The organism is Streptomyces sp. NPDC056835, assembly GCF_042789485.1.
GTDB lineage: Bacteria > Actinomycetota > Actinomycetes > Streptomycetales > Streptomycetaceae > Streptomyces.
Genome location: NZ_JBHUBB010000026.1, coordinates 57,369 through 76,282 on the forward strand (window position 1 = coordinate 57,369; position 18,914 = coordinate 76,282).

General features: G+C 70.1%; 16 protein-coding genes and 3 tRNA genes. 9 read left to right on the plus strand and 10 right to left on the minus strand.

Features of this window, described 5'->3' with window-relative positions; translation table 11 throughout:
• Positions 1 to 76: 76 nt before the first annotated feature.
• Positions 77 to 328, plus strand: coding sequence for a DUF3073 domain-containing protein (locus tag ACFRMN_RS26955; RefSeq protein WP_351419769.1), 252 nt, complete (start codon positions 77 to 79; stop codon positions 326 to 328).
• A 148-nt stretch (positions 329 to 476) separates the two neighbouring features.
• Here the strand turns inward: ACFRMN_RS26955 and purM are convergent, their stop codons facing one another.
• The 7 genes from purM to purS all read right to left on the minus strand — a co-directional run bounded on the left by purM (position 477) and on the right by purS (position 8,582).
• Complete coding sequence (gene purM, locus ACFRMN_RS26960; RefSeq protein WP_383023737.1) at positions 477 to 1,547, minus strand: phosphoribosylformylglycinamidine cyclo-ligase; 1,071 nt, start codon at positions 1,545 to 1,547, stop codon at positions 477 to 479.
• Between the two features lie 74 nt (positions 1,548 to 1,621).
• Positions 1,622 to 3,148 (minus strand): amidophosphoribosyltransferase, encoded by a 1,527-nt coding sequence (gene purF / locus ACFRMN_RS26965; protein WP_383023740.1) that lies wholly within the window; start codon positions 3,146 to 3,148, stop codon positions 1,622 to 1,624.
• Between the two features lie 73 nt (positions 3,149 to 3,221).
• Positions 3,222 to 4,178 carry an META domain-containing protein gene (locus ACFRMN_RS26970; RefSeq protein ID WP_383023743.1) on the minus strand — a complete coding sequence of 319 codons (957 nt, stop codon included), beginning with the start codon at positions 4,176 to 4,178 and terminating at the stop codon, positions 3,222 to 3,224.
• Positions 4,175 to 4,978, minus strand: coding sequence for a sterol carrier family protein (locus ACFRMN_RS26975; protein WP_383023745.1), 804 nt, complete (start codon positions 4,976 to 4,978; stop codon positions 4,175 to 4,177). Before ACFRMN_RS26975 ends, ACFRMN_RS26970 begins: the two co-directional genes overlap by 4 nt.
• 372 nt (positions 4,979 to 5,350) lie before the next feature.
• Entirely contained in the window at positions 5,351 to 7,609 is a 2,259-nt protein-coding gene (gene purL, locus ACFRMN_RS26980; protein ID WP_383023748.1) for a phosphoribosylformylglycinamidine synthase subunit PurL, read from the minus strand.
• Positions 7,609 to 8,289 carry a phosphoribosylformylglycinamidine synthase subunit PurQ gene (purQ, locus tag ACFRMN_RS26985; protein ID WP_383023751.1) on the minus strand — a complete coding sequence of 227 codons (681 nt, stop codon included), beginning with the start codon at positions 8,287 to 8,289 and terminating at the stop codon, positions 7,609 to 7,611. Before purQ ends, purL begins: the two co-directional genes overlap by 1 nt.
• Complete coding sequence (gene purS, locus ACFRMN_RS26990; protein WP_383023753.1) at positions 8,286 to 8,582, minus strand: phosphoribosylformylglycinamidine synthase subunit PurS; 297 nt, start codon at positions 8,580 to 8,582, stop codon at positions 8,286 to 8,288. Before purS ends, purQ begins: the two co-directional genes overlap by 4 nt.
• A 375-nt stretch (positions 8,583 to 8,957) precedes the next feature.
• Here purS and ACFRMN_RS26995 point away from each other — a divergent pair, with 375 nt between their 5' ends.
• From ACFRMN_RS26995 to ACFRMN_RS27030, 8 genes are all read left to right on the plus strand, one after another.
• Positions 8,958 to 9,293, plus strand: a complete 336-nt coding sequence (locus ACFRMN_RS26995; protein WP_383023756.1) for an Lsr2 family protein — start codon at positions 8,958 to 8,960, stop codon at positions 9,291 to 9,293.
• Positions 9,294 to 9,445: 152 nt separating this feature from the next.
• Positions 9,446 to 9,517: transfer RNA gene (locus tag ACFRMN_RS27000), tRNA-Gly, on the plus strand.
• Between the two features lie 81 nt (positions 9,518 to 9,598).
• Positions 9,599 to 9,671: transfer RNA gene (locus ACFRMN_RS27005), tRNA-Gly, on the plus strand.
• Positions 9,672 to 9,808: 137 nt separating this feature from the next.
• Positions 9,809 to 10,777, plus strand: a complete 969-nt coding sequence (locus ACFRMN_RS27010) for an ABC transporter ATP-binding protein (RefSeq protein WP_383023759.1) — start codon at positions 9,809 to 9,811, stop codon at positions 10,775 to 10,777.
• Entirely contained in the window at positions 10,774 to 11,598 is an 825-nt protein-coding gene (locus tag ACFRMN_RS27015) for an ABC transporter permease (RefSeq protein WP_383023762.1), read from the plus strand. The genes ACFRMN_RS27010 and ACFRMN_RS27015 overlap by 4 nt, the downstream gene beginning before the upstream one ends.
• A 39-nt stretch (positions 11,599 to 11,637) precedes the next feature.
• Positions 11,638 to 13,164: a sensor histidine kinase gene (locus ACFRMN_RS27020; protein WP_383023765.1), complete on the plus strand. Its 1,527-nt coding sequence runs from the start codon at positions 11,638 to 11,640 to the stop codon at positions 13,162 to 13,164.
• Positions 13,161 to 13,772 (plus strand): response regulator transcription factor, encoded by a 612-nt coding sequence (locus tag ACFRMN_RS27025; protein WP_365744364.1) that lies wholly within the window; start codon positions 13,161 to 13,163, stop codon positions 13,770 to 13,772. Before ACFRMN_RS27020 ends, ACFRMN_RS27025 begins: the two co-directional genes overlap by 4 nt.
• A gap of 22 nt (positions 13,773 to 13,794) precedes the next feature.
• Positions 13,795 to 13,867: transfer RNA gene (locus tag ACFRMN_RS27030), tRNA-Gly, on the plus strand.
• A gap of 80 nt (positions 13,868 to 13,947) precedes the next feature.
• Here the strand turns inward: ACFRMN_RS27030 and ACFRMN_RS27035 are convergent.
• The 3 genes from ACFRMN_RS27035 to ACFRMN_RS27045 all read right to left on the minus strand — a co-directional run bounded on the left by ACFRMN_RS27035 (position 13,948) and on the right by ACFRMN_RS27045 (position 18,865).
• Positions 13,948 to 14,847: a phosphoribosylaminoimidazolesuccinocarboxamide synthase gene (locus ACFRMN_RS27035; RefSeq protein WP_383023768.1), complete on the minus strand. Its 900-nt coding sequence runs from the start codon at positions 14,845 to 14,847 to the stop codon at positions 13,948 to 13,950.
• A gap of 160 nt (positions 14,848 to 15,007) precedes the next feature.
• Positions 15,008 to 16,537: a N,N-dimethylformamidase beta subunit family domain-containing protein gene (locus tag ACFRMN_RS27040; RefSeq protein ID WP_383023771.1), complete on the minus strand. Its 1,530-nt coding sequence runs from the start codon at positions 16,535 to 16,537 to the stop codon at positions 15,008 to 15,010.
• A gap of 384 nt (positions 16,538 to 16,921) precedes the next feature.
• Positions 16,922 to 18,865, minus strand: a complete 1,944-nt coding sequence (locus ACFRMN_RS27045; RefSeq protein WP_383023775.1) for a hypothetical protein — start codon at positions 18,863 to 18,865, stop codon at positions 16,922 to 16,924.
• Between the last annotated feature and the right edge of the window lie 49 nt (positions 18,866 to 18,914).

An 18,914-nucleotide genomic window follows, 5' to 3' on the forward strand; every position in this document is an offset into this window, starting at 1 on the left:
GGAGAGCTCGTTCTGATTCATGAACGCGTGTCAAGACTCTGGGGCCGTCGAGCCCCGTCACCGAGGGGGTCGAGCCATGGGGCGCGGCCGGGCCAAGGCCAAGCAGACGAAGGTCGCCCGCCAGCTGAAGTACAACAGCGGCGGGACTGACCTGTCGCGTCTGGCCAACGAGCTGGGCGCATCGCCTTCAAGTCAACCACCGAACGCGGAGCCGTTCGAGGATGACGAAGAGGAAGATGACCCGTACGCACAGTACGCGGATCGGTACAACGACGACGAGGACGAGGACGACGAGTCCGGACCCTCGACGCGGCGCCGCGGCGCTTGACGTCCTTATACGTCGGTATATCCCGAGCAGTAGCTCATTGCCCGGTCCTGGGTGGTAGTCCAGGACCGGGTTCTGTGCTGTCCGCTTCCGTACTGTCCGCGGGGTCCCCGGCGGTGCCGGGGCCGCCCCTGGACGGGTCTCCCCGCGCTCAGCCCGCGTAGTCGCCGGTCAGCGTGGCGCCGGTGGGGTGGCCCGCCCGCTCGGTGATCTCTCCGGCGATCCAGGCGTCCACCCCCCGGTCGGCGAGCGTGGTGAGCGCGGCGTCGGCCGACTCCGCCGGGACGACGGCCATCATGCCCACGCCCATGTTCAGCGTCTTCTCCAGCTCCAGACGCTCCACCCGGCCCGCCGTGCCGATGACGTCGAAGACCGCGCCGGGGGTCCACGTCGAGCGGTCCACCGTGGCGTGCAGTCCGTCCGGGATCACCCGGGCCAGATTGGCCGCCAGACCGCCGCCGGTGATGTGGCTGAACGCGTGCACCTCGGTGGTTCTGGCGAGCGCCAGGCAGTCCAGCGAGTAGATCTTGGTGGGTTCGAGCAGTTCCTCGCCGAGGGTGCGGCCGAACTCCGCGACCTCGCGGTCCAGCGACCAGCCGGCCCGGTCGAAGACCACGTGCCGGACCAGCGAGTACCCGTTGGAGTGAAGGCCGGAGGACGCCATGGCGATCACCGCGTCACCCGTACGGATACGATCCGCGCCAAGCAGCCGGTCCGCCTCGACCACGCCCGTACCGGCACCGGCGACATCGAAGTCGTCCTCGCCGAGCAGTCCGGGGTGCTCGGCGGTCTCGCCGCCGACCAGGGCGCAGCCGGCCAGCACACAGCCTTCGGCGATGCCCTTGACGATGGCGGCGACCCGCTCGGGGTGAACCTTGCCGACACAGATGTAGTCGGTCATGAAAAGCGGCTCGGCGCCGCAGACCACCAGGTCGTCGACGACCATGCCGACCAGATCGTGACCGATCGTGTCGTACACGCCCATCTTGCGTGCGAGGTCGACCTTCGTACCGACCCCGTCGGTGGCGGAGGCGAGCAGCGGGCGCTCGTAGCGCTTGAGGGCGGAGGCGTCGAAGAGGCCGGCGAAGCCGCCGAGGCCGCCGAGTACTTCGGGGCGCCGGGTCTTCTTCACCCACTCCTTCATCAGCTCGACCGCGCGGTCACCGGCTTCGATGTCGACGCCCGCGGCGGCATAGCTGGCACCAGTAGTCGTTTCGGACATGGCTGGGTACTTTCCTGTCGTCTTGCGGTCGTCTGTGGGACGGACGGTCACGGGCGGGGCGGGGACGCGGGCGGCTACGGGCGGCGGAGCGCGTCCGTGGCGGCGGTGTTGGCCGGGCCCGCCGCCAGCTCGGTCTCCAGCAGCTGCTTGCCGAGCAGCTCGGGGTCGGGAAGATCCATCGGGTACTCGCCGTCGAAGCAGGCGCGGCAGAGATTCGGCTTCGCGATGGTCGTCGCCTCGATCATCCCGTCGAGGGAGATGTACGCGAGGGAGTCGGCTCCCATGGAGACGCCGATCTCCTCGACCGTCATGCCGTTGGCGATCAGCTCGGCGCGGGTGGCGAAATCTATCCCGAAGAAGCAGGGCCACTTCACCGGCGGCGACGAGATCCGGATGTGGACCTCGGCGGCGCCCGCCTCACGGAGCATCTTGACCAGGGCGCGCTGGGTGTTGCCGCGGACGATCGAGTCGTCGACGACGACCAGACGCTTGCCCCGGATGACTTCCTTCAGCGGGTTCAGCTTGAGACGGATGCCCAGCTGGCGGATGGTCTGGGACGGCTGGATGAAGGTCCGGCCGACATAGGCGTTCTTGACCAGGCCCGAGCCGTACGGGATGCCGCTGGCCTCCGCGTAGCCGATCGCGGCCGGGGTGCCGGACTCCGGGGTCGCTATGACCAGATCCGCCTCGACCGGAGCTTCCTTGGCGAGTTTCCGCCCCATTTCGACCCGGGACAGATAGACGTTCCGCCCGGCGATGTCCGTATCGGGACGGGCCAGATAGACATACTCGAAGACACAGCCCTTGGGCTTCGCTTCCGCGAATCGCTGTGAACGGAGACCGTTCTCATCGATGGCGATCAGCTCGCCGGGCTCGATCTCACGGACGTACGAGGCGCCGCAGATGTCGAGAGCGGCGCCCTCGGAGGCGACGACCCAGCCACGTTCGAGCCGGCCGAGGACCAGCGGGCGGATGCCCTGGGGGTCGCGGGCGGCGTAGAGCGTGTGCTCGTCCATGAAGACGAACGAGAAGGCGCCCCTGACGTCGGGCAGCACCTTGGCGGCGGCGTCCTCGACCGTGAGGGGCTTGCCGTCCTCGTCTACCTGGCTGGCGAGCAGCGCCGTGACCAGGTCGGTGTCATTGGTGGCGGCGACGCGGGTCGTCCGGCCGTTCTCCTTGGGCAGATCGGCGACCATCTCGGCGAGCTGGGCGGTATTGACCAGATTGCCGTTGTGGCCGAGCGCGATGGAGCCATGGCCCGTGGCCCGGAAGGTCGGCTGCGCGTTCTCCCACACCGAGGCTCCGGTGGTGGAGTAGCGGGCATGGCCCACGGCGATATGGCCTTGGAGCGAGCTGAGGGAGGTTTCGTCGAAGACCTGTGAGACGAGACCCATGTCCTTGAAAACCAGGATCTGGGACCCATTGCTCACTGCGATGCCCGCGGACTCCTGTCCACGGTGCTGCAGGGCATACAGTCCGAAATAGGTGAGCTTGGCGACCTCTTCGCCCGGGGCCCAGACTCCGAAGACGCCACAAGCGTCCTGGGGGCCTTTCTCTCCGGGGAGCAGGTCGTGGTTGAGTCGTCCATCACCACGAGGCACGCCACCGAGTGTAGGCGAGATCGACCACTGGTCCGAATTGGGGATACGGACCGGCCCCCCGCCGGTCCTCGGACTACTTCCCGGTAGCGGGCGCGGTGGCGCTCAGTCCCTGGCCGTCGGCGGCCTTGAGGGTCAGCCCGCGGTGACGCAGCTCATAGGAGACCTTGCCCTCAAGCACCTTCTGTACCTGGCGTTCCAGGGTCATTTCGGGCCCCGGGCAGAGCTTGCGGGTGGAGCTGACCCGGCCGATCGTGAGGGTGGCCGGGGCACCGGACGCGGACTCGGAGAGCCGCGCGGTCGCGCTGAAGGAGTTGCAGCCGAGGCTGCCCTCCATGGACAGGTCCTTGCCGTCCTTGCCGTCCTTACGGAACGTGAAGTGCGCCTTGCCGTCCGTCCCCTTGGGCAGGGAGGTCGCGGTGGCGCCCTGGGCCAGCGCGTCGACGGTCCACTCGGTGCCCACGAGGGGCGCGGGGGGCTCGGAGGTCAGGGCGATCGCGTCGCCGCCGGCGGTGGTGAGCGTGAGCCGTTTGTCCTGGACGGTGGCCTTGAGCTTGCCGGAGAACGCGCCGGCGAGCGCCTTCTCGAAGGTCTCCAGCTCCTTCGGACACCCGATCAGCGTGGTCTCCTTCTCGCCCACGGTGACGGTGTCGCCCTCGACGGTGACATCCGCGCCGATGGAGTTGCAGCCCGTATTCGCGCTGGCCCGGCCCTGGGAGTCGATCTCCACACTGGCACCGGCGGGGGCGGCGGTCTTCCGGCCGCCGACGGTCACGCTGTCGACGTTCCAGCGCACATCGGTGAGGGCGGTCTCGGTCCGTACCTCTCCGCCGGAGCCCGCGCCGGAACCCGATCCCGAGCCCTTGCCGGACTCCGTTCCGCAGGCGGTCAGTGTGAGCAGAGCGACGGTAGTGACGGCTGTGGCAGTAGTGAGAGTGGTGATCCGCTGCTTCGGCATACCCGTGGGACGGGGCGAGCGGGGCTCCGGTTCCGTGCTTCCTCCGCTGTCGCCCGGGTGGCGGGGTGCGCTCACCCCATGAGCGGGAGCAGCCCGGCCAGATCCGCGCGTTCGCCACTGGCGCTGACCCGCGCCGTGTCGATCGCCTCGCGCCAGGTCGTACGTCCGGTGGCGAGCCTGACCCAGGTCAGCGGATCGGTCTCCACGACGTTCGGCGGCGTACCACGGGTGTGCCGGGGACCCTCCACGCACTGCACCACCGCGTACGGCGGGATCCGTACCTCGGTCGAGGCGCCGGGCGCCTTCACGGCGAGGGCGTCGGCGAGCAGCCGCGTACAGGCGGCGAGTGCCTGCCGCTCGTACGGGACGCTCAGCCCGGTCGCCCGGTTCAGGTCGTCGGTGTGGACGATCAGCTCGACGGTCCGGGTGACGAGATAGTCCCCGAGGCGTATCGCACCGATCCGGGTCGCCAGCAGCCGGTCGTCGGGGGCGTCGGGCAGCAGCGCGGCGATCCGGGTCGCGGCCCGCTCGAACAGTTCGTCGGGGGCGGCGGACGCGGCGAGCGCGCGGATGTCCTCGGAGATGGCCGTGGCGTGCGCGGCCGTGCTGAACGGCCACTCGGGCAGGACGACCACGGGGCCGGGCGGCGGTCCGGGGTATTCCGGCTGTTCGAGATAGCGGTTGACGGACTCGATGGCCATGCTGAGATGCGCGGCCAGCTCGCGGACGGTCCAGTCGCCGAGCGCGGTGGGCAGCGCCAGCTGCTCGGGGGTGAGCCGGGCGACTGCCTCGCGTACGGTCCCGAACTGGGTCAGGACAGCGGTCCGGACCTTGGCGGAGTCGTAGCTGCGCAGACGCTTCTTGGCCGGTGGCATGGCGCGAGCATATGCGCGGACCCCGGTCGGCCGCCGGGGTCCGTACGGAACTCCCGCGACGACTGGCGCGAAGTGTTCGCACCGGCGCGTGGTCCCGTCCGCCACCGTCCTTTCGCACCGAATTCCGTCCCGACCCCATTCCGCCGTACCTCTGGAATAGTGAGAAATCCAACGACCAGTGCGGCCCCTGCGAATTCCGCGCGGAAATGCGCGAAGAGCGGACCACCGCCCGCCGAGGACCGGGCGTCGGTGACGGCCACACCCTCTGAGCAGGCAGGACGCCCGGAAGCGCTCACGACGCAGCCCCCGCCCGGTGGAGGAGACCGGGCGGGGGCTCATCGTCGCGCTATCGCGCTCGGCCGGGTACGGACCTCAGGCCAGCAGCGCGGGAATCGTGCCCTCGTGGGCGTCCTTCAGCTCGGCCAGCGTGACGCTGAACTCGCCCTGGATCTCGATCGCCTCACCGTCCACGACCCCGATCCGGGTCACGGGCAGCCCGCGCGCACCGCACATGTCGGTGAAGCGCAGCTCCTCGCTGCGCGGTACGGAGACGACCGCGCGCCCCGCGGACTCGCTGAGCAGGAACGTGAACGCGTCCAGACCGTCCGGCACGACCAGCCGGGCGCCGTTCCCGCCGCGCAGGCAGGACTCGGTGACCGCCTGGATCAGTCCGCCGTCGCTCAGATCGTGCGCCGCGTCGATCATGCCGTCGCGGGACGCCGAGATCAGGATCTCGCCGAGCAGCTTCTCCCGGTCCAGGTCCACGGCCGGCGGCAGCCCGCCGAGGTGGTCGTGGACGACCTGCGACCAGGCCGAACCGCCGAACTCCTCGCGCGTCTCGCCCAGCAGGTAGAGGAGCTGGCCCTCTTCCCCGAAGGCGATCGGCGTACGCCGGTTGACGTCGTCGATCACACCGAGCACCGCGACGACCGGCGTCGGGTGGATGGCCGTCTCACCGGTCTGGTTGTAGAGCGAGACATTGCCGCCGGTGACCGGGGTGCCCAGCTGGAGGCAGCCGTCCGCCAGACCGCGCGTCGCCTCGGCGAACTGCCACATCACCGCCGGATCCTCGGGCGAGCCGAAGTTCAGGCAGTCGGAGATGGCGAGCGGGGTGGCGCCGGAAGCGGCGACGTTACGGTACGCCTCCGCCAGCGCGAGCTGCGCGCCCGCGTACGGGTCGAGCTTCGCGTACCGGCCGTTGCCGTCGGTCGCCATCGCCACGCCGAGGTTCGACTCCTCGTCGATCCGGACCATTCCGGCGTCCTCGGGCTGCGCGAGGACGGTGTTGCCCTGCACGAACCGGTCGTACTGGTCGGTGATCCACGCCTTGGACGCCTGGTTCGGCGACGCGATCAGCCGCAGGACCTGCACCCTCAGCTCGGCGGAGGTCGCCGGGCGGGCCAGCTTGTTGGCGTCGTCCGCCTGGAGGGTGTCCTGCCAGTCGGGGCGCGCGTACGGCCGTTGGTAGACCGGACCGTCGTGGGCCACCGAGCGCGGCGGTACGTCGACGATCTGCTCGCCGTGCCAGAAGATCTCCAGGCGCTCGCCCTCGGTCACCTCACCGATGACGGTGGCGATGACATCCCACTTCTCGCAGATCTCCATGAAGCGGTCGACCTTGTCGGGCTCGACCACCGCGCACATGCGCTCCTGCGACTCGCTCATGAGGATCTCCTCGGGCGAGAGGGTCGCGTCACGCAGCGGCACGGTGTCCAGCTCGACCCGCATCCCGCCCGAACCGGCGGACGCCAGCTCGCTGGTGGCGCAGGAGAGCCCGGCGCCGCCGAGGTCCTGGATACCGGCGACCAGCTTCTCGCGGAAGATCTCCAGGGTGCACTCGATGAGCAGCTTCTCCTGGAAGGGGTCGCCGACCTGGACGGCGGGCCGCTTGGCCGGTCCGGTGGACTCGAAGGTCTCGGACGCCAGGACGGAGACGCCGCCGATGCCGTCGCCGCCGGTGCGGGCGCCGTAAAGGATCACCTTGTTGCCGGGGCCCGACGCCTTCGCGAGATGGATGTCCTCGTGCTTCATCACGCCGATACAGCCTGCGTTGACCAGCGGGTTGCCCTGGTAGCAGGCGTCGAAGACGACCTCGCCGCCGATGTTCGGCAGGCCCAGGCAGTTGCCGTAGCCACCGATGCCCGCGACGACACCCGGCAGGACGCGCTTGGTGTCGGGGTGGTCGGCGGCGCCGAAGCGGAGCGGGTCCACGACGGCGACCGGGCGGGCGCCCATGGCGAGGATGTCGCGCACGATGCCGCCGACGCCGGTGGCCGCGCCCTGATAGGGCTCGATGTACGACGGGTGGTTGTGGGACTCGACCTTGAACGTGACCGCGTACCCCTGGCCGACGTCCACGACGCCCGCGTTCTCACCGATACCGACGAGCATGGCGTCGTTGGCCGGGGCCTTCTCGCCGAACTGCTTGAGGTGCACCTTGCTGCTCTTGTACGAGCAGTGCTCGGACCACATGACGGAGTACATGGCCAGCTCGGCGCCGGTGGGACGGCGCTCCAGGATCTCGCGGATCCGGGCGTACTCGTCCTCCTTGAGGCCGAGTTCCTTCCAGGGCTGCTCGGCCTCGGGCGTGCCGCTCGCGTGCTTGACCGTGTCGAGGGTCTTGATGGTCATCAGGCGCTTACCAGCTTCTTCAGGATCGAGGTGAAGAACCCCAGGCCGTCGGTACGGCCCGTACCGATCAGCGGCTCCACGGCGTGCTCGGGGTGCGGCATCAGGCCGACGACATTGCCCGCCGCGTTGGTGACACCGGCGATGTCGCGCAGCGAACCGTTGGGGTTGCCGTCCAGATAGCGGAAGGCGACCCTGCCCTCGGCCTCCAGCTCGTCGAGCGTGCGCTCGTCGGCGACGTACCGGCCGTCGATGTTCTTGAGGGGTACGGAGATCTCCTGGCCGGTCTCGTAATCCGCGGTCCAGGCGGTGTCCGTGGTCTCCACCCGCAGCTTCTGGTCGCGGCAGATGAAGTGCAGGTGGTTGTTCCTGAGCATCGCGCCGGGCAGCAGATGGGACTCGGTGAGGATCTGGAAACCGTTGCAGATACCGAGGACCGGCAGACCGGCCTTCGCCTGCTCGATGATCGTCTCCATCACCGGGGAGAACCGGGAGATGGCGCCGGCCCGCAGATAGTCGCCGTAGCTGAAGCCGCCGGCCAGTACGACGGCGTCGACCTGCTTGAGGTCCTTGTCGCGGTGCCAGAGGGAGACGGGCTCGGCCCCGGCGATCCGGACGGCGCGCAGGCTGTCCCGGTCGTCGAGCGTGCCGGGGAAGGTGACGACTCCGATACGAGAGGTCACTTCGGCTCCCCGGCCTTCTCGGACTCGGCCTTCTCGGACTCGACCTTCACGGACTCGACCTTCACGATGAAGTCCTCGATGACGGTGTTGGCGAGAAACGTCTCGGCCATCTCATGGATACGGGCGAGGGCGGCGTCGTCGACCGGCCCTGCCACCTCAAGCTCGAAGCGCTTTCCCTGGCGGACGTCGGCGATCCCCTCGAAACCCAGGCGGGGCAGTGCGCGCTGCACCGCCTGGCCCTGCGGGTCGAGGATCTCCGGCTTGAGCATGACGTCGACTACGACGCGTGCCACTGGCACTCCCGGTGGTGTGGTGCGGCTGGTTCTCGCTGCTGTCTTCTCCGGGGAATCCCCCAGACCCCCCGAGCTCTCTCAGCGTACCCGGCCCCAAAATCTACGCGGGTAGATATGGTGGTCGGCAGATCACGACGCGATTTCGGCCCCGGCGACACCGGGAAAAATCCAGGGAAAAAGTCGCATCCACCATTGCCGTGGGACACGCTGATGCAATTGGCTGGGCTTCACAATGCGATGCCTGCCGCTGTACAAAGGAATGCAGAAGAAAGCAGCATTGCCCCATAACAGCCGGAAGGCCGGTATCGCCGCACGTCAGCCGCGTTTCCCGCGGGTGGCAGACACGGGGGGTACCGCAGGAAAGGACCGATATCCGTGGCGCAACGCGTAGTGGTCACGCTCTCCGACGACATCGACGGAGGAGAAGCGGCGGAAACGGTCACGTTCGGCCTGGACGGGAAGTCGTACGAGATCGACCTCAATCCCGCCAATGCAAAGAAACTGCGCAAGGCCCTGGCACCGTTCATGGCCGCAGGCCGAAAGCAGACAAACGCCAGCAAGCACGGCAAGTCTCGCACCACCTACCGGCACACCACCCTCGCGCCCGACCCGGCGGCGGTCCGCGCCTGGGCGCAGTCCCACAAGATGGAGGTGCCGGCCAGGGGCCGGATCCCCAAGCGGGTCTACGAGGCGTTCCGTGAGGCGAGTTGAGCCCGCGGCACCCGGTTCCGCGGGCTCGGCGCGGCCCGGTCCCGCGGACAGCGCTCCCCGCGGCGCACGGAGTTGCACAGCACCCCCATTGATCGGCTAGAGTTTGGACCACGCCGAGGGGCAAGGTCGAAAGGCCAAACCCCAAGCAGCGTGCGGGTGTAGTTCAGTAGTAGAACGCCCCCTTTCCAAGGGGGAGGCGCAGTGTGCAATTCCTGTCACCCGCTCTGCATCGCTCTCCGGTCCAGTGGTCCACCGGCCCATTTGGATCAGGTAGAGTGGTGTTCGCGGCGGTCTTCCGACGCACTGCGGACGTAGCTCAGTTGGTAGAGCGCAACCTTGCCAAGGTTGAGGTCGCCAGTTCGAACCTGGTCGTCCGCTCAGAGATGAAGGTCCCGGTCATTTCGACCGGGGCCTTCTACGTATGTCGTATGTCCCGGTCACCGATGACAAATGTCATCCCCCGCGATGACACCGCGCACTGCCGTCCACACCGGTCCGGCGGAAACCTCGAAGGCATGATGAACGACGCGGTAATCGAGGTGGAAGAGCTGAGGCGTGCATACGCCGGCGGCTTCACAGCGGTGGACGGTGTCTCTTTCTCCGTGGCGCGCGGCGAGCTGTTCGCGCTGCTGGGGACGAACGGCGCGGGCAAGACGTCCACCGTCGAACTGCTGGAGGGCCTGGCGCGACCCAGCGGCGGCACGGTCCGGGTGTTCGGCCACGATCCGTACACCGAGCGGAAGGCCGTCCGGCCCCGGATGGGAATGATGCTCCAGGAGGGCGGCTTCCCGTCCGATCTGACGGTCGCCGAGACCGTGGCGATGTGCGCCGGCTGCACCAGCGGGGCGCGGCCGACCCCGGAAGCGCTGGATCTGGTGGGGCTCACCAAGCGCTCCGGTGTACGCGTCAAGCAGCTCTCCGGCGGGGAGAAGCGGCGTCTGGATCTGGCGCTCGCGCTGCTCGGCCGGCCCGAGGTGCTTTTCCTCGACGAGCCGACGACCGGGCTGGACGCCGAAGGGCGGCGCGACACCTGGGAGTTGGTCAGGGAGCTGCGGGACGGCGGCACCACTGTGCTGCTGACCACGCACTATCTGGAGGAGGCCGAGACCCTTGCCGACCGGCTGGCGATCATGCACCAGGGCCGGATCGATGTCACCGGCACCCCGGCCGAGGTGACCGCCACCCGGCCGGCCCGGATCCGCTTCGTGCTGCCCGAGGACGTCCCCGCCGGACGGCTCCCGCTGTCCCTGCGGGCGGCGGCGGACGGACAGGCGGTGGAGATCCGTACGCAGCGGCTCCAGCGGGATCTGAGCGAACTCCTCCGATGGGCCGAGGAGTCGGACGTGGAGCTGGGGGCGCTGGACGCACGGTCCGCCTCCCTCGAAGAGGCCTTTCTCGACATCGCGGCCCCGACCGCGGAAACAGCGGGAACAGCCGGAACAGCCGGAACGGCGGGAACAGCGGGAACGGTGGACGCACGATGAGCACAGTGAGCCGGCTGAAGACGGAGATCCCGCGGAGCGGGGAGACCCACGTACGCACGACAACGACCGGGGACCGCCTCAAGGCGCTCGGCCGGGCCGAGTTCTCGCTGCTCGTACGGAACAGGACGGCGCTGTTCACCGCCTTGCTCGTACCGCTGGGCATGATCGTGGCGATCAGGGAATCGCTGGGCAGGATCGACCTCGGCGACACCGGGATCAGCGTCATCGAGGCGTCGATGACCGGCGGCATCGGCATGGTGCTGATGATGGCCGTCTACGGCAGCCTCACCGCCGCGTACACCGCGCGGCGTGAGGAACTGGTGCTCAAGCGGCTGCGCACGATGGAGGCGTCCGACCGGGAGATACTGATCGGCACCGCGCTGCCGTCGGCCGGGCTGGCGTTCGCACAGTCCGCCGTGATGATCGCCGCCGCGGTCGCGTTCCTCGACGTCCGCGCGCCGCGGCAGCCGGTGGTGCTGGTCGGCGGACTGCTGCTCGGGCTGGTGCTGCTCAGCGCGCTGGCGGCGGTGACCTCCGCCTTCACCCGTACCGTCGAGAGCGCCCAGATCACCAGCATGCCGCTGTTCATGATCTCGGTGGTCGGCTCGGGGCTGTTCGTACCGCTGGAGGCGCTGCCCGAACGGATCGCCTCCATCTGCGAGCTGCTGCCGGTGACCGGGGCCATGACGCTGATCCGCGCGGGCTGGCTCGGCGGAACGGAAGGGTATGACCTGCTCGGCGCAGCGCTGAGCGCCTTGGTTTGGACCATCCTCTCAGTGTTTGCTGTACAGCGATGGTTCCGCTGGGAGCCACGTCGCTGAGACACGGACACAGGCACCAGGACACCGAGGAAGGGCGCGATGTCCAGACTGACGGGCTGGTGGCACGGCAGGGGCGGGCCGACCAGGAGCAACATGGTCAAGGTCGAGCTCTACACCCGCTGGACGTTCCACACCCTCGCGGTCATAGAGGTCGGCGGGATCGGCGTTCCGCAGCTCCTCGACGGGGCCGGGGGCAAGGTCGGGGGGCAGCTCGGCGGCTGGCTGTTTCTGCTGGTCATCGCGCATGCCACGCTCTGTGCTGTGCTGCTGTCCATGGCCATGGACTGGCGTCTCGGCCGACGGGAGCAGCCTGTACGGCTGGTTCTGAGCGTTTCCGCGCTGTCCGGCGGAGGCATCATCATCCTGCTCGCGCTGCGGAACTCCAATTCCATTCCTCAGGACCAGAGCTACGCGTTTCTCCTGATGGGGATCGCCGGCTTCGGTCTGTCGGCGATCGCTCTGGGCCTGCGCACGGTGGCGCACAGGGTGTACGCCGTGCTCGGTACGGCGGCCGGCACGGCGGCCATGAGTCTGGTGCTGGGGCTGGAGTGGAACAACGCCGTCGCGAACGGGGCCGGGGTCATCGCCGTGGGTGCGGCTCTCGCCTCCACCTATGTCTTCTCGGCCTGGCTGGTCAGCGTCGTCTGGGAGCTGGACGAGGCGCGCGAGCTGCATACGCGGCTCGCGATCGCGGAGGAGCGGCTGCGCTTCGGGCGCGATCTGCACGATGTCATGGGCCGCAATCTCGCGGTGATCGCGCTGAAGAGCGAGCTGGCGGTCCAGCTGGCCGAGCGTGACCGGCCGGGGGCGGTGACCCAGATGACCGAGGTACAGCAGATCGCGCAGGAGTCGCAGCGGGAGGTACGGGAGGTCGTACGCGGCTACCGGGAGGCGGATCTGCACACCGAACTGGAAGGAGCCCGGGGGGTGTTGAAGGCGGCGGGCATCAACTGCCGGATCAAGGGGGGCGATCTCGGCGGACTGTCCGCCGAGGTCCAGTCGGCTCTCGGGTGGGTGGTACGGGAAGCGACGACGAATGTGCTGCGGCACGGGGACGCCCGGCGGTGCACCGTACGGCTGTCGCGGACCGGGGCGCCCGGGGAGTCCGGGGCGCCCGGGGAGTCCGGGGCGCCTGGGGACTCCGGGGCGCCCGGGTCCGGCGGCCGGGAGGTGGTCCTGATCGTGGAGAACGACGGGGTGCCGGACGCCGACACCGATGCGCGGGCCGGGAAGAGCTCCGCCGGGAAGGGCTCCGGGCTCGCGCGACGCGGATCCGGGCTGTCCGGGAAGGGGGCCGGGCTCGACGGGAAGGACTCCGGGCTGTCCGGGAATGGCTCTGGGCTCGCCGGGCTGCGGGAAAGACTGGCCGCGCTGGACGGGACCCTCGAAGCGGGGAGTACGGCGGACGGCCGCTTCGTACTGACGGCGCGGGTGCCGCTGCCAAGGTCGGCCACCGAGCATGTCCGCGCCGTGCCCGATGAGCCCGATAAGCCCGGTGAGAGCGATGAGGGCGACGAGGCCAATGAGGCCGGCGAGACCGAGACCGGCGAGGAAGTGACGGTATGAGTCCTGTTCGCGTCCTGCTCGCCGACGACGAGCATCTGATCCGGGGTGCGCTCGCCGCGCTGCTCGCGCTCGAAGACGATCTGGTCGTGGTCGCCGAGGCGGCCTCCGGGCCCGAGGCACTGGCTATGGCACGGGCCCACCGGCCCGATGTGGCCGTACTGGATCTCCAGATGCCCGGCGCGGACGGTGTGAAAGTCGCCACATCGCTCCGTACGGATCTGCCCGGCTGCCGGACGATGATCGTGACGAGCCATGGCCGGCCCGGCCATCTGAAGCGGGCGCTGGCCGCGGGCGTACGGGGCTTCGTACCGAAGACGGTGAGCGCGCGGCAGCTCGCCGAGATCATCCGTACCGTCCACGCCGGGAACCGTTTCGTCGACCCCGAGTTGGCGGCGGACGCCATCTCGGCCGGGGACTCGCCGCTGACCGCGCGGGAGGCCGAGGTCCTGGAGCTGGCGGCGGACGGAGCACCGATCTCGGAGGTCGCGGAGCGCGCGTCGCTGTCGCAGGGGACCGTACGGAACTATCTGTCGTCGGCGGCTTCCAAACTGGGGGCGGAGAACCGGCATACGGCGGTGCGTCTCGCACGCGAGCGAGGTTGGGTATAGTTGGCTCCGCGCCACGGCGCACGCGGACGTAGCTCAGTTGGTAGAGCGCAACCTTGCCAAGGTTGAGGTCGCCAGTTCGAACCTGGTCGTCCGCTCAGTGTGGAAGCCCCCCGGTCTGATCGACCGGGGGGCTTCTCGGTGTTCGGGCCGCCGCTCGTGCGGGCTGAGCCGGGGCTTACTGCCAGCTGAGGCCGGTGAGGAGTTCATACGCCTCCAGGTACTTCGCGCGGGTCGCGTCGACGATCTCCTGCGGCAGCGGGGGCGGCGGCTGCTCGCTTCGGCGGTCCCAGCCGGAGGCCGGGGAGGTCAGCCAGTCGCGTACGTACTGCTTGTCGTACGACGGCTGCGGGCGGCCCGGCTTCCAGTCGGCGGCCGGCCAGAAACGCGAGGAGTCGGGGGTCAGCACCTCGTCGGCGAGCACCAGCTGATCGCCGTCGAAGCCGAACTCGAACTTGGTGTCGGCGAGGATGATCCCCCGGTCGCGGGCGATGTCCCGGGCCCGGCCATAGACGTCGAGGGTCGCCCGGCGCAGCAGAGCGGCGGTCTCCGCGCCGGCCTTGCGGGCCACTTCCTCGTACGGGACGTTCTCGTCGTGGTCACCGACGGCCGCCTTGGTGGCGGGCGTGAAGATCGGGGCGGGCAGCTCGGAGCCGTCCATGAGCCCTTCGGGGAGCGCGAGCCCGCAGACGGTGCGGGACTCCTCGTACTCGGCGAGACCCGAGCCCGTCAGATAGCCGCGGGCGACGCACTCCACCGGAATCATCCGGAGCGACCGGCAGATGAGGGTACGGCCGGCCCAGTCGGCGGGGGCGCCGGCGGGGAGGTCTGTGGAGATCACATGGTTGGGCACGAGGTCGAGAAGCTTCTCGAACCACCAGAGCGAGAGCTGGGTGAGCACCCTTCCCTTGTCGGGGATTTCGGTGGGCAGCACCCAGTCGTACGCGGACATTCGGTCACTGGCGACCATCACGAGGTCGCCCGCCTCGTTCCGGTACAGATCCCGCACCTTGCCGGTGTGGATGTGCACCAGACCCGGCACCTCTACGGGCTCGGGCTTTTCTACGAATCCGGACACGGTTCCTCCCCGTGGTTCTGTCCGATCAGAGAGATCGCCTCGATTCTCCCGTATGCCGGAAGTCCCAGCTCGTAGGGGGTGCCGGCTCGTAGGGGGTGCCATGCGCCGTTTCCAAGATTCGTGGCCAGTCGGATTCGCGGGCGTCGGGATTCGTGGGCCGTCAGTCCCGCTTGCAGATCCGGTCCAGGAGGTTGGCGGTCGCGCGCTGGATACGGGGATCCACATGGCCCGGCCGGTCCAGCGCCGGGGACCACGCGAAGGTCCCCGACGCGAAGACGAGCGCGCCGGACGGGGCGCGGTAGAGCGAGGTCTCCTGATGGCGCTTGCTGTTGTCGAGATCGCGGTACGGGGAGTGCGCGAGCAGGATCCGGTCCTGGTGTTCGGGGAGCGCGGTGCGCGGGAAGTAACGGTCCGCCTCACCCGCGACCAGGCCCTCGATCTCGTCGCCCTCGGTCGCGCCGCTGGCTTCCCAGAGCCAGTGATCGGCGTTCCGTACGACCAGGGGGCGCGGCTCGGGGACGCGGCCCGCGTACTGGATACCGAGCAGCTGCTGCTCCGGCCGGTCCACCTCGCGCCAGAGTGCCGGGCGGCCAGGGCCGCGGCGCTTGCGGCAGGTGAGCAGACGGTCGGGGACGCCGGAGGCCGAGGGCCCCAACTCCACCTGCCAGTACATGGTGTTGGCGGAGAGGAAGACGAGTGACGTGCCGCCGTCGCGCGCGGCCTCGACGGTCCGGCGCATGGGGACGGACCAGTACTCGTCATGGCCGGGGAAGACCAGGCCCCGGTAGCGGCTGGGGTCGACGCGGCCCGCGTGCAGATCGCGCGTGTCGGCGTAGGCGAGGTCGTAGCCGTACCGCTCGGCCCAGCGGATGAAGTCGTAGGCGTGGCCGACGTGGAGGGGCAGCCCCGCGCCCGCGTAGGGGCGGTCGAAGGAGACGGTCGTGGCGGCGTCCTGCTCGCCGAGGAGCCGGCCCTCCTCGTCCCAGGCGTGGTAGAGGCTGGCGCCGGTGTGGCCGTCCTCGGGATAGAGGTTGTAGGCCTGCCAGGTGATGTCGGGGAGGAGCAGGAGCAGGTCGGCGGGGTGGCTGTCGCGGACCGTGAAGGGGATGTGGGAGCGGTAGCCGTCGACGGTGGTGAGGACGGCGACATAGGCGCCGAGGGCCCAGAACGACGGGATCTGGAGCCGCCAGGAGAGCCACCAGTGATGGCAGGAGACGGTCCGGTCGGCGGCGAGCGGGGGCGGCTGGACGATCCCGGAGAGCCGGGGGCTGGTGATGATCTTGCGGGCGCCGTCGCCGCCGTAGTGTCCGATCCGGTAGATGTCGACCGAGAACTGCTGGGGCGGGTCGACGGTGACATGGAAGTCGATGGCCTCGCCGGGGGCGACGGCGCCGGTGGACGCGAAGCCCTTGATCTGGCGTCGTACGTCGTCGGCGGTACGGGTACCACCACTGCCGGCGCTGCCGCCGTGGTGGCCACTGTGGTGACCGCCGTGGTTGCCGTGACCGGCGTGGTTGCCCTGGCTGCCGCTGCCCAGGTTCGGATCGGCGTACCAGGGCACGACATGGCCGGTGTCGTCGAAGTAGTTCTCGCTGCCGCGCAGCCAGGGCAGCGGGCCCTGGCCGAAGGGATCGCTGACCGCGTGGGCGAGCGCGCCCGATTCCCACCGCCGGATCTGGTCCGCCCCCATGGTGCGCCCCTCCTCCGAGCCCCCGCGCCATCAGGTGGCACGACCGTTGACAAATGCGCCGACGCGAGCACCGACGCGCCGGTGATACGACCGTTTATCCGGCCGGTGAAGCGGTCGGGTGTAAGCGGCGACCCCCAGCACATCACATTACGCACGCACTCCGTCACCGTTCGTTGCGAATTAACCTTAACGGAACGCGACAATCGGGATTCACGGTGTGATAAGGGATGGGCCCCGATGGCCGCCCGCAGGGCGGACGGCGGGCACGGTGCCGGGCCCGGCACCGTGCGCTGCCGTGCGCTGTTGGCCGGTGTTGGCCGGTGTTTCGGCGATGTCGGGCTGTCGGGTGGATGTGCGGCGGGACTCAGGGGTGTGTGGCGGGACTCACACGAGGCGTACGGGCTTCTCGGCCCGTACGCCGAGCGACATCAGCCAGGAACGGAGCGGCTCGGCGTCGCCGCCCTCGACCAGGCTGAGGACGCGCCCGCCCAGATCCGCTCGGCGCTCGCCGTCGATCAGGAGTGCCGGGCCGTCGAGCCAGTCGAGGCCGGGCACAGCGCCCGCCGTATCGACGGCGGAGCAGCAGACCATCGCCGTGACATGGTCGGCCAGCAGCTCACGGCCGCTGCGGGGCGGCTGGAGCGGGAAGAGGGGCAGCGGGTCGGTGCCCCAGAGCGCGAGGGCGTCGCTCGCGGCCTCGGCCGGGGCGGCCGGGGCCGCCGCCTCTTCCCGGGCCAGCTCCGCGCTGATGCCTGCGGCCAGGGCGTCCCCGGCCTCACTGGCCTCGCCGACCTCACTGACCTCACCGGTCCTGGCGGCTCCGGTCGTTGCGGCGGCACCGTTCGTGGCGATTCCGGCCGTCCTGGCTGTGTCGCTGGTCTTGCTCGCCGCGCCGGCCATGGTGAAGCCACTGGCCCCGGTGGGTGTCCCGGTGGGGCCGGTGGGTGTCCCGGTGGGGCCGGTGGGGCAGGTGGCTCCGTCCGGCCCGGCGCCGTGCCGGGAGAGGTGGTCGATGACGCGTTCCAGGGTCGGACCGGGGCTCAGGGCGGAGCCCGCGGGGTCGGCGGAGCGCCGTACCCCCATGGTGTCGAGGACGCGGTGCAGCCTGGCCGCTTCCGTACGCCACTTACGGTCGACGACCTCCTCCGGATACTGCTGCCAGTCCACCGGGGACCAGTCCGGGCCCACCTCGGCCGGGCCGCCGTGGAAGAGCCGGGCGGCCAGCAAGGAGGCCGCCTCGTCGACCACGCCCGGTTCTTCGAGCAGATCGCAGGCGGGGCGCTCGCCGAGCCGGGAGGCGAAGCCCTCGGCGAGGCTGTCACGGCGAGACAGCTCGGTGAGCGCGGACACCACGCCCGCGTCCAGCCGGGAGGGCCAGCGGCCCATGCGCCAAGCGGGCAGCGCGACCCTGGTCAGCAGCCGGTCCCAGCCCGCGTACGCGAGACCGACCTGTTCCTGGGCGACGATCCGCAGACCGTAGTCCACCGCCTGTGCGCGCTCGGACGCGGCCGCCGCGACGCCGCGCTCCATCAGCGCGGCGTGCTCGCCGCAGCCGCGCAGCAGCAGCTTGGCGACCCGGCCGACAAAACCCAGCGCCACCCGCCGTATCGGCCCCACGCCGGGCCGGGACGCGACGGCCACCGCCGCGTCCAGCCCCCGGACGAACCGGCGGGCCGCGGCTATGTCCGGGTGCGCCGAGGGTCCCGTACCCGCCACGACGGGGGCGAGTACGGCGCGCAGCTCGGCGACCCGCATCCACCACAGGAAGGGCGAACCGATCACGAGGACGGGGGCGGCGGGGATCCGCCGGGCGGCGCGCCGACGGCCGCCGCCGAAGCCGGACAGCGCGCGGCGACGCGTATGGCGATGCGTATTTGGGTCCGAGTGCGTACGCGCGAGCGCGTCGGCGTGCGCCGGATGCGTACGGTCCTCCAGCCAGCTGTCGCAGTCCGGGGTCAGCGCTATGGCGGAGGGCGCGGGCACATCGAGCCGCTCCGCGAGATCGCGCACCAGCCGGTAGAGGTCGGGGGCGGCCTTCTCGGTGACCGGGACGGTGGGGCTGAGCGCGGGCCTGGCGCGGGCGACCACGGCGGCGACGGCGCCCGCGAGCAGCAGCACGACGAGCGCGAAGCCCGTCACGACCCAGCGCGCGATGTCCCAGCCTCCGCCGCTGATGCGGCCCGTGGCCCCGCCAACGAGCAGTACGACGGCGACGGCGGCGGGCAACAGCGCCACGGCCAGCGCCCTGCTGCGGATGCGCAGCACGGCGAGAGCCCGTACACGGGCGCCCTGAGCACCCATCTCCTCACCGATACCGGAACCGGACATGGTCGGACCTCACCCCCTCTGCCCTGCGGCCTGCGTTGCTCACTCCCCC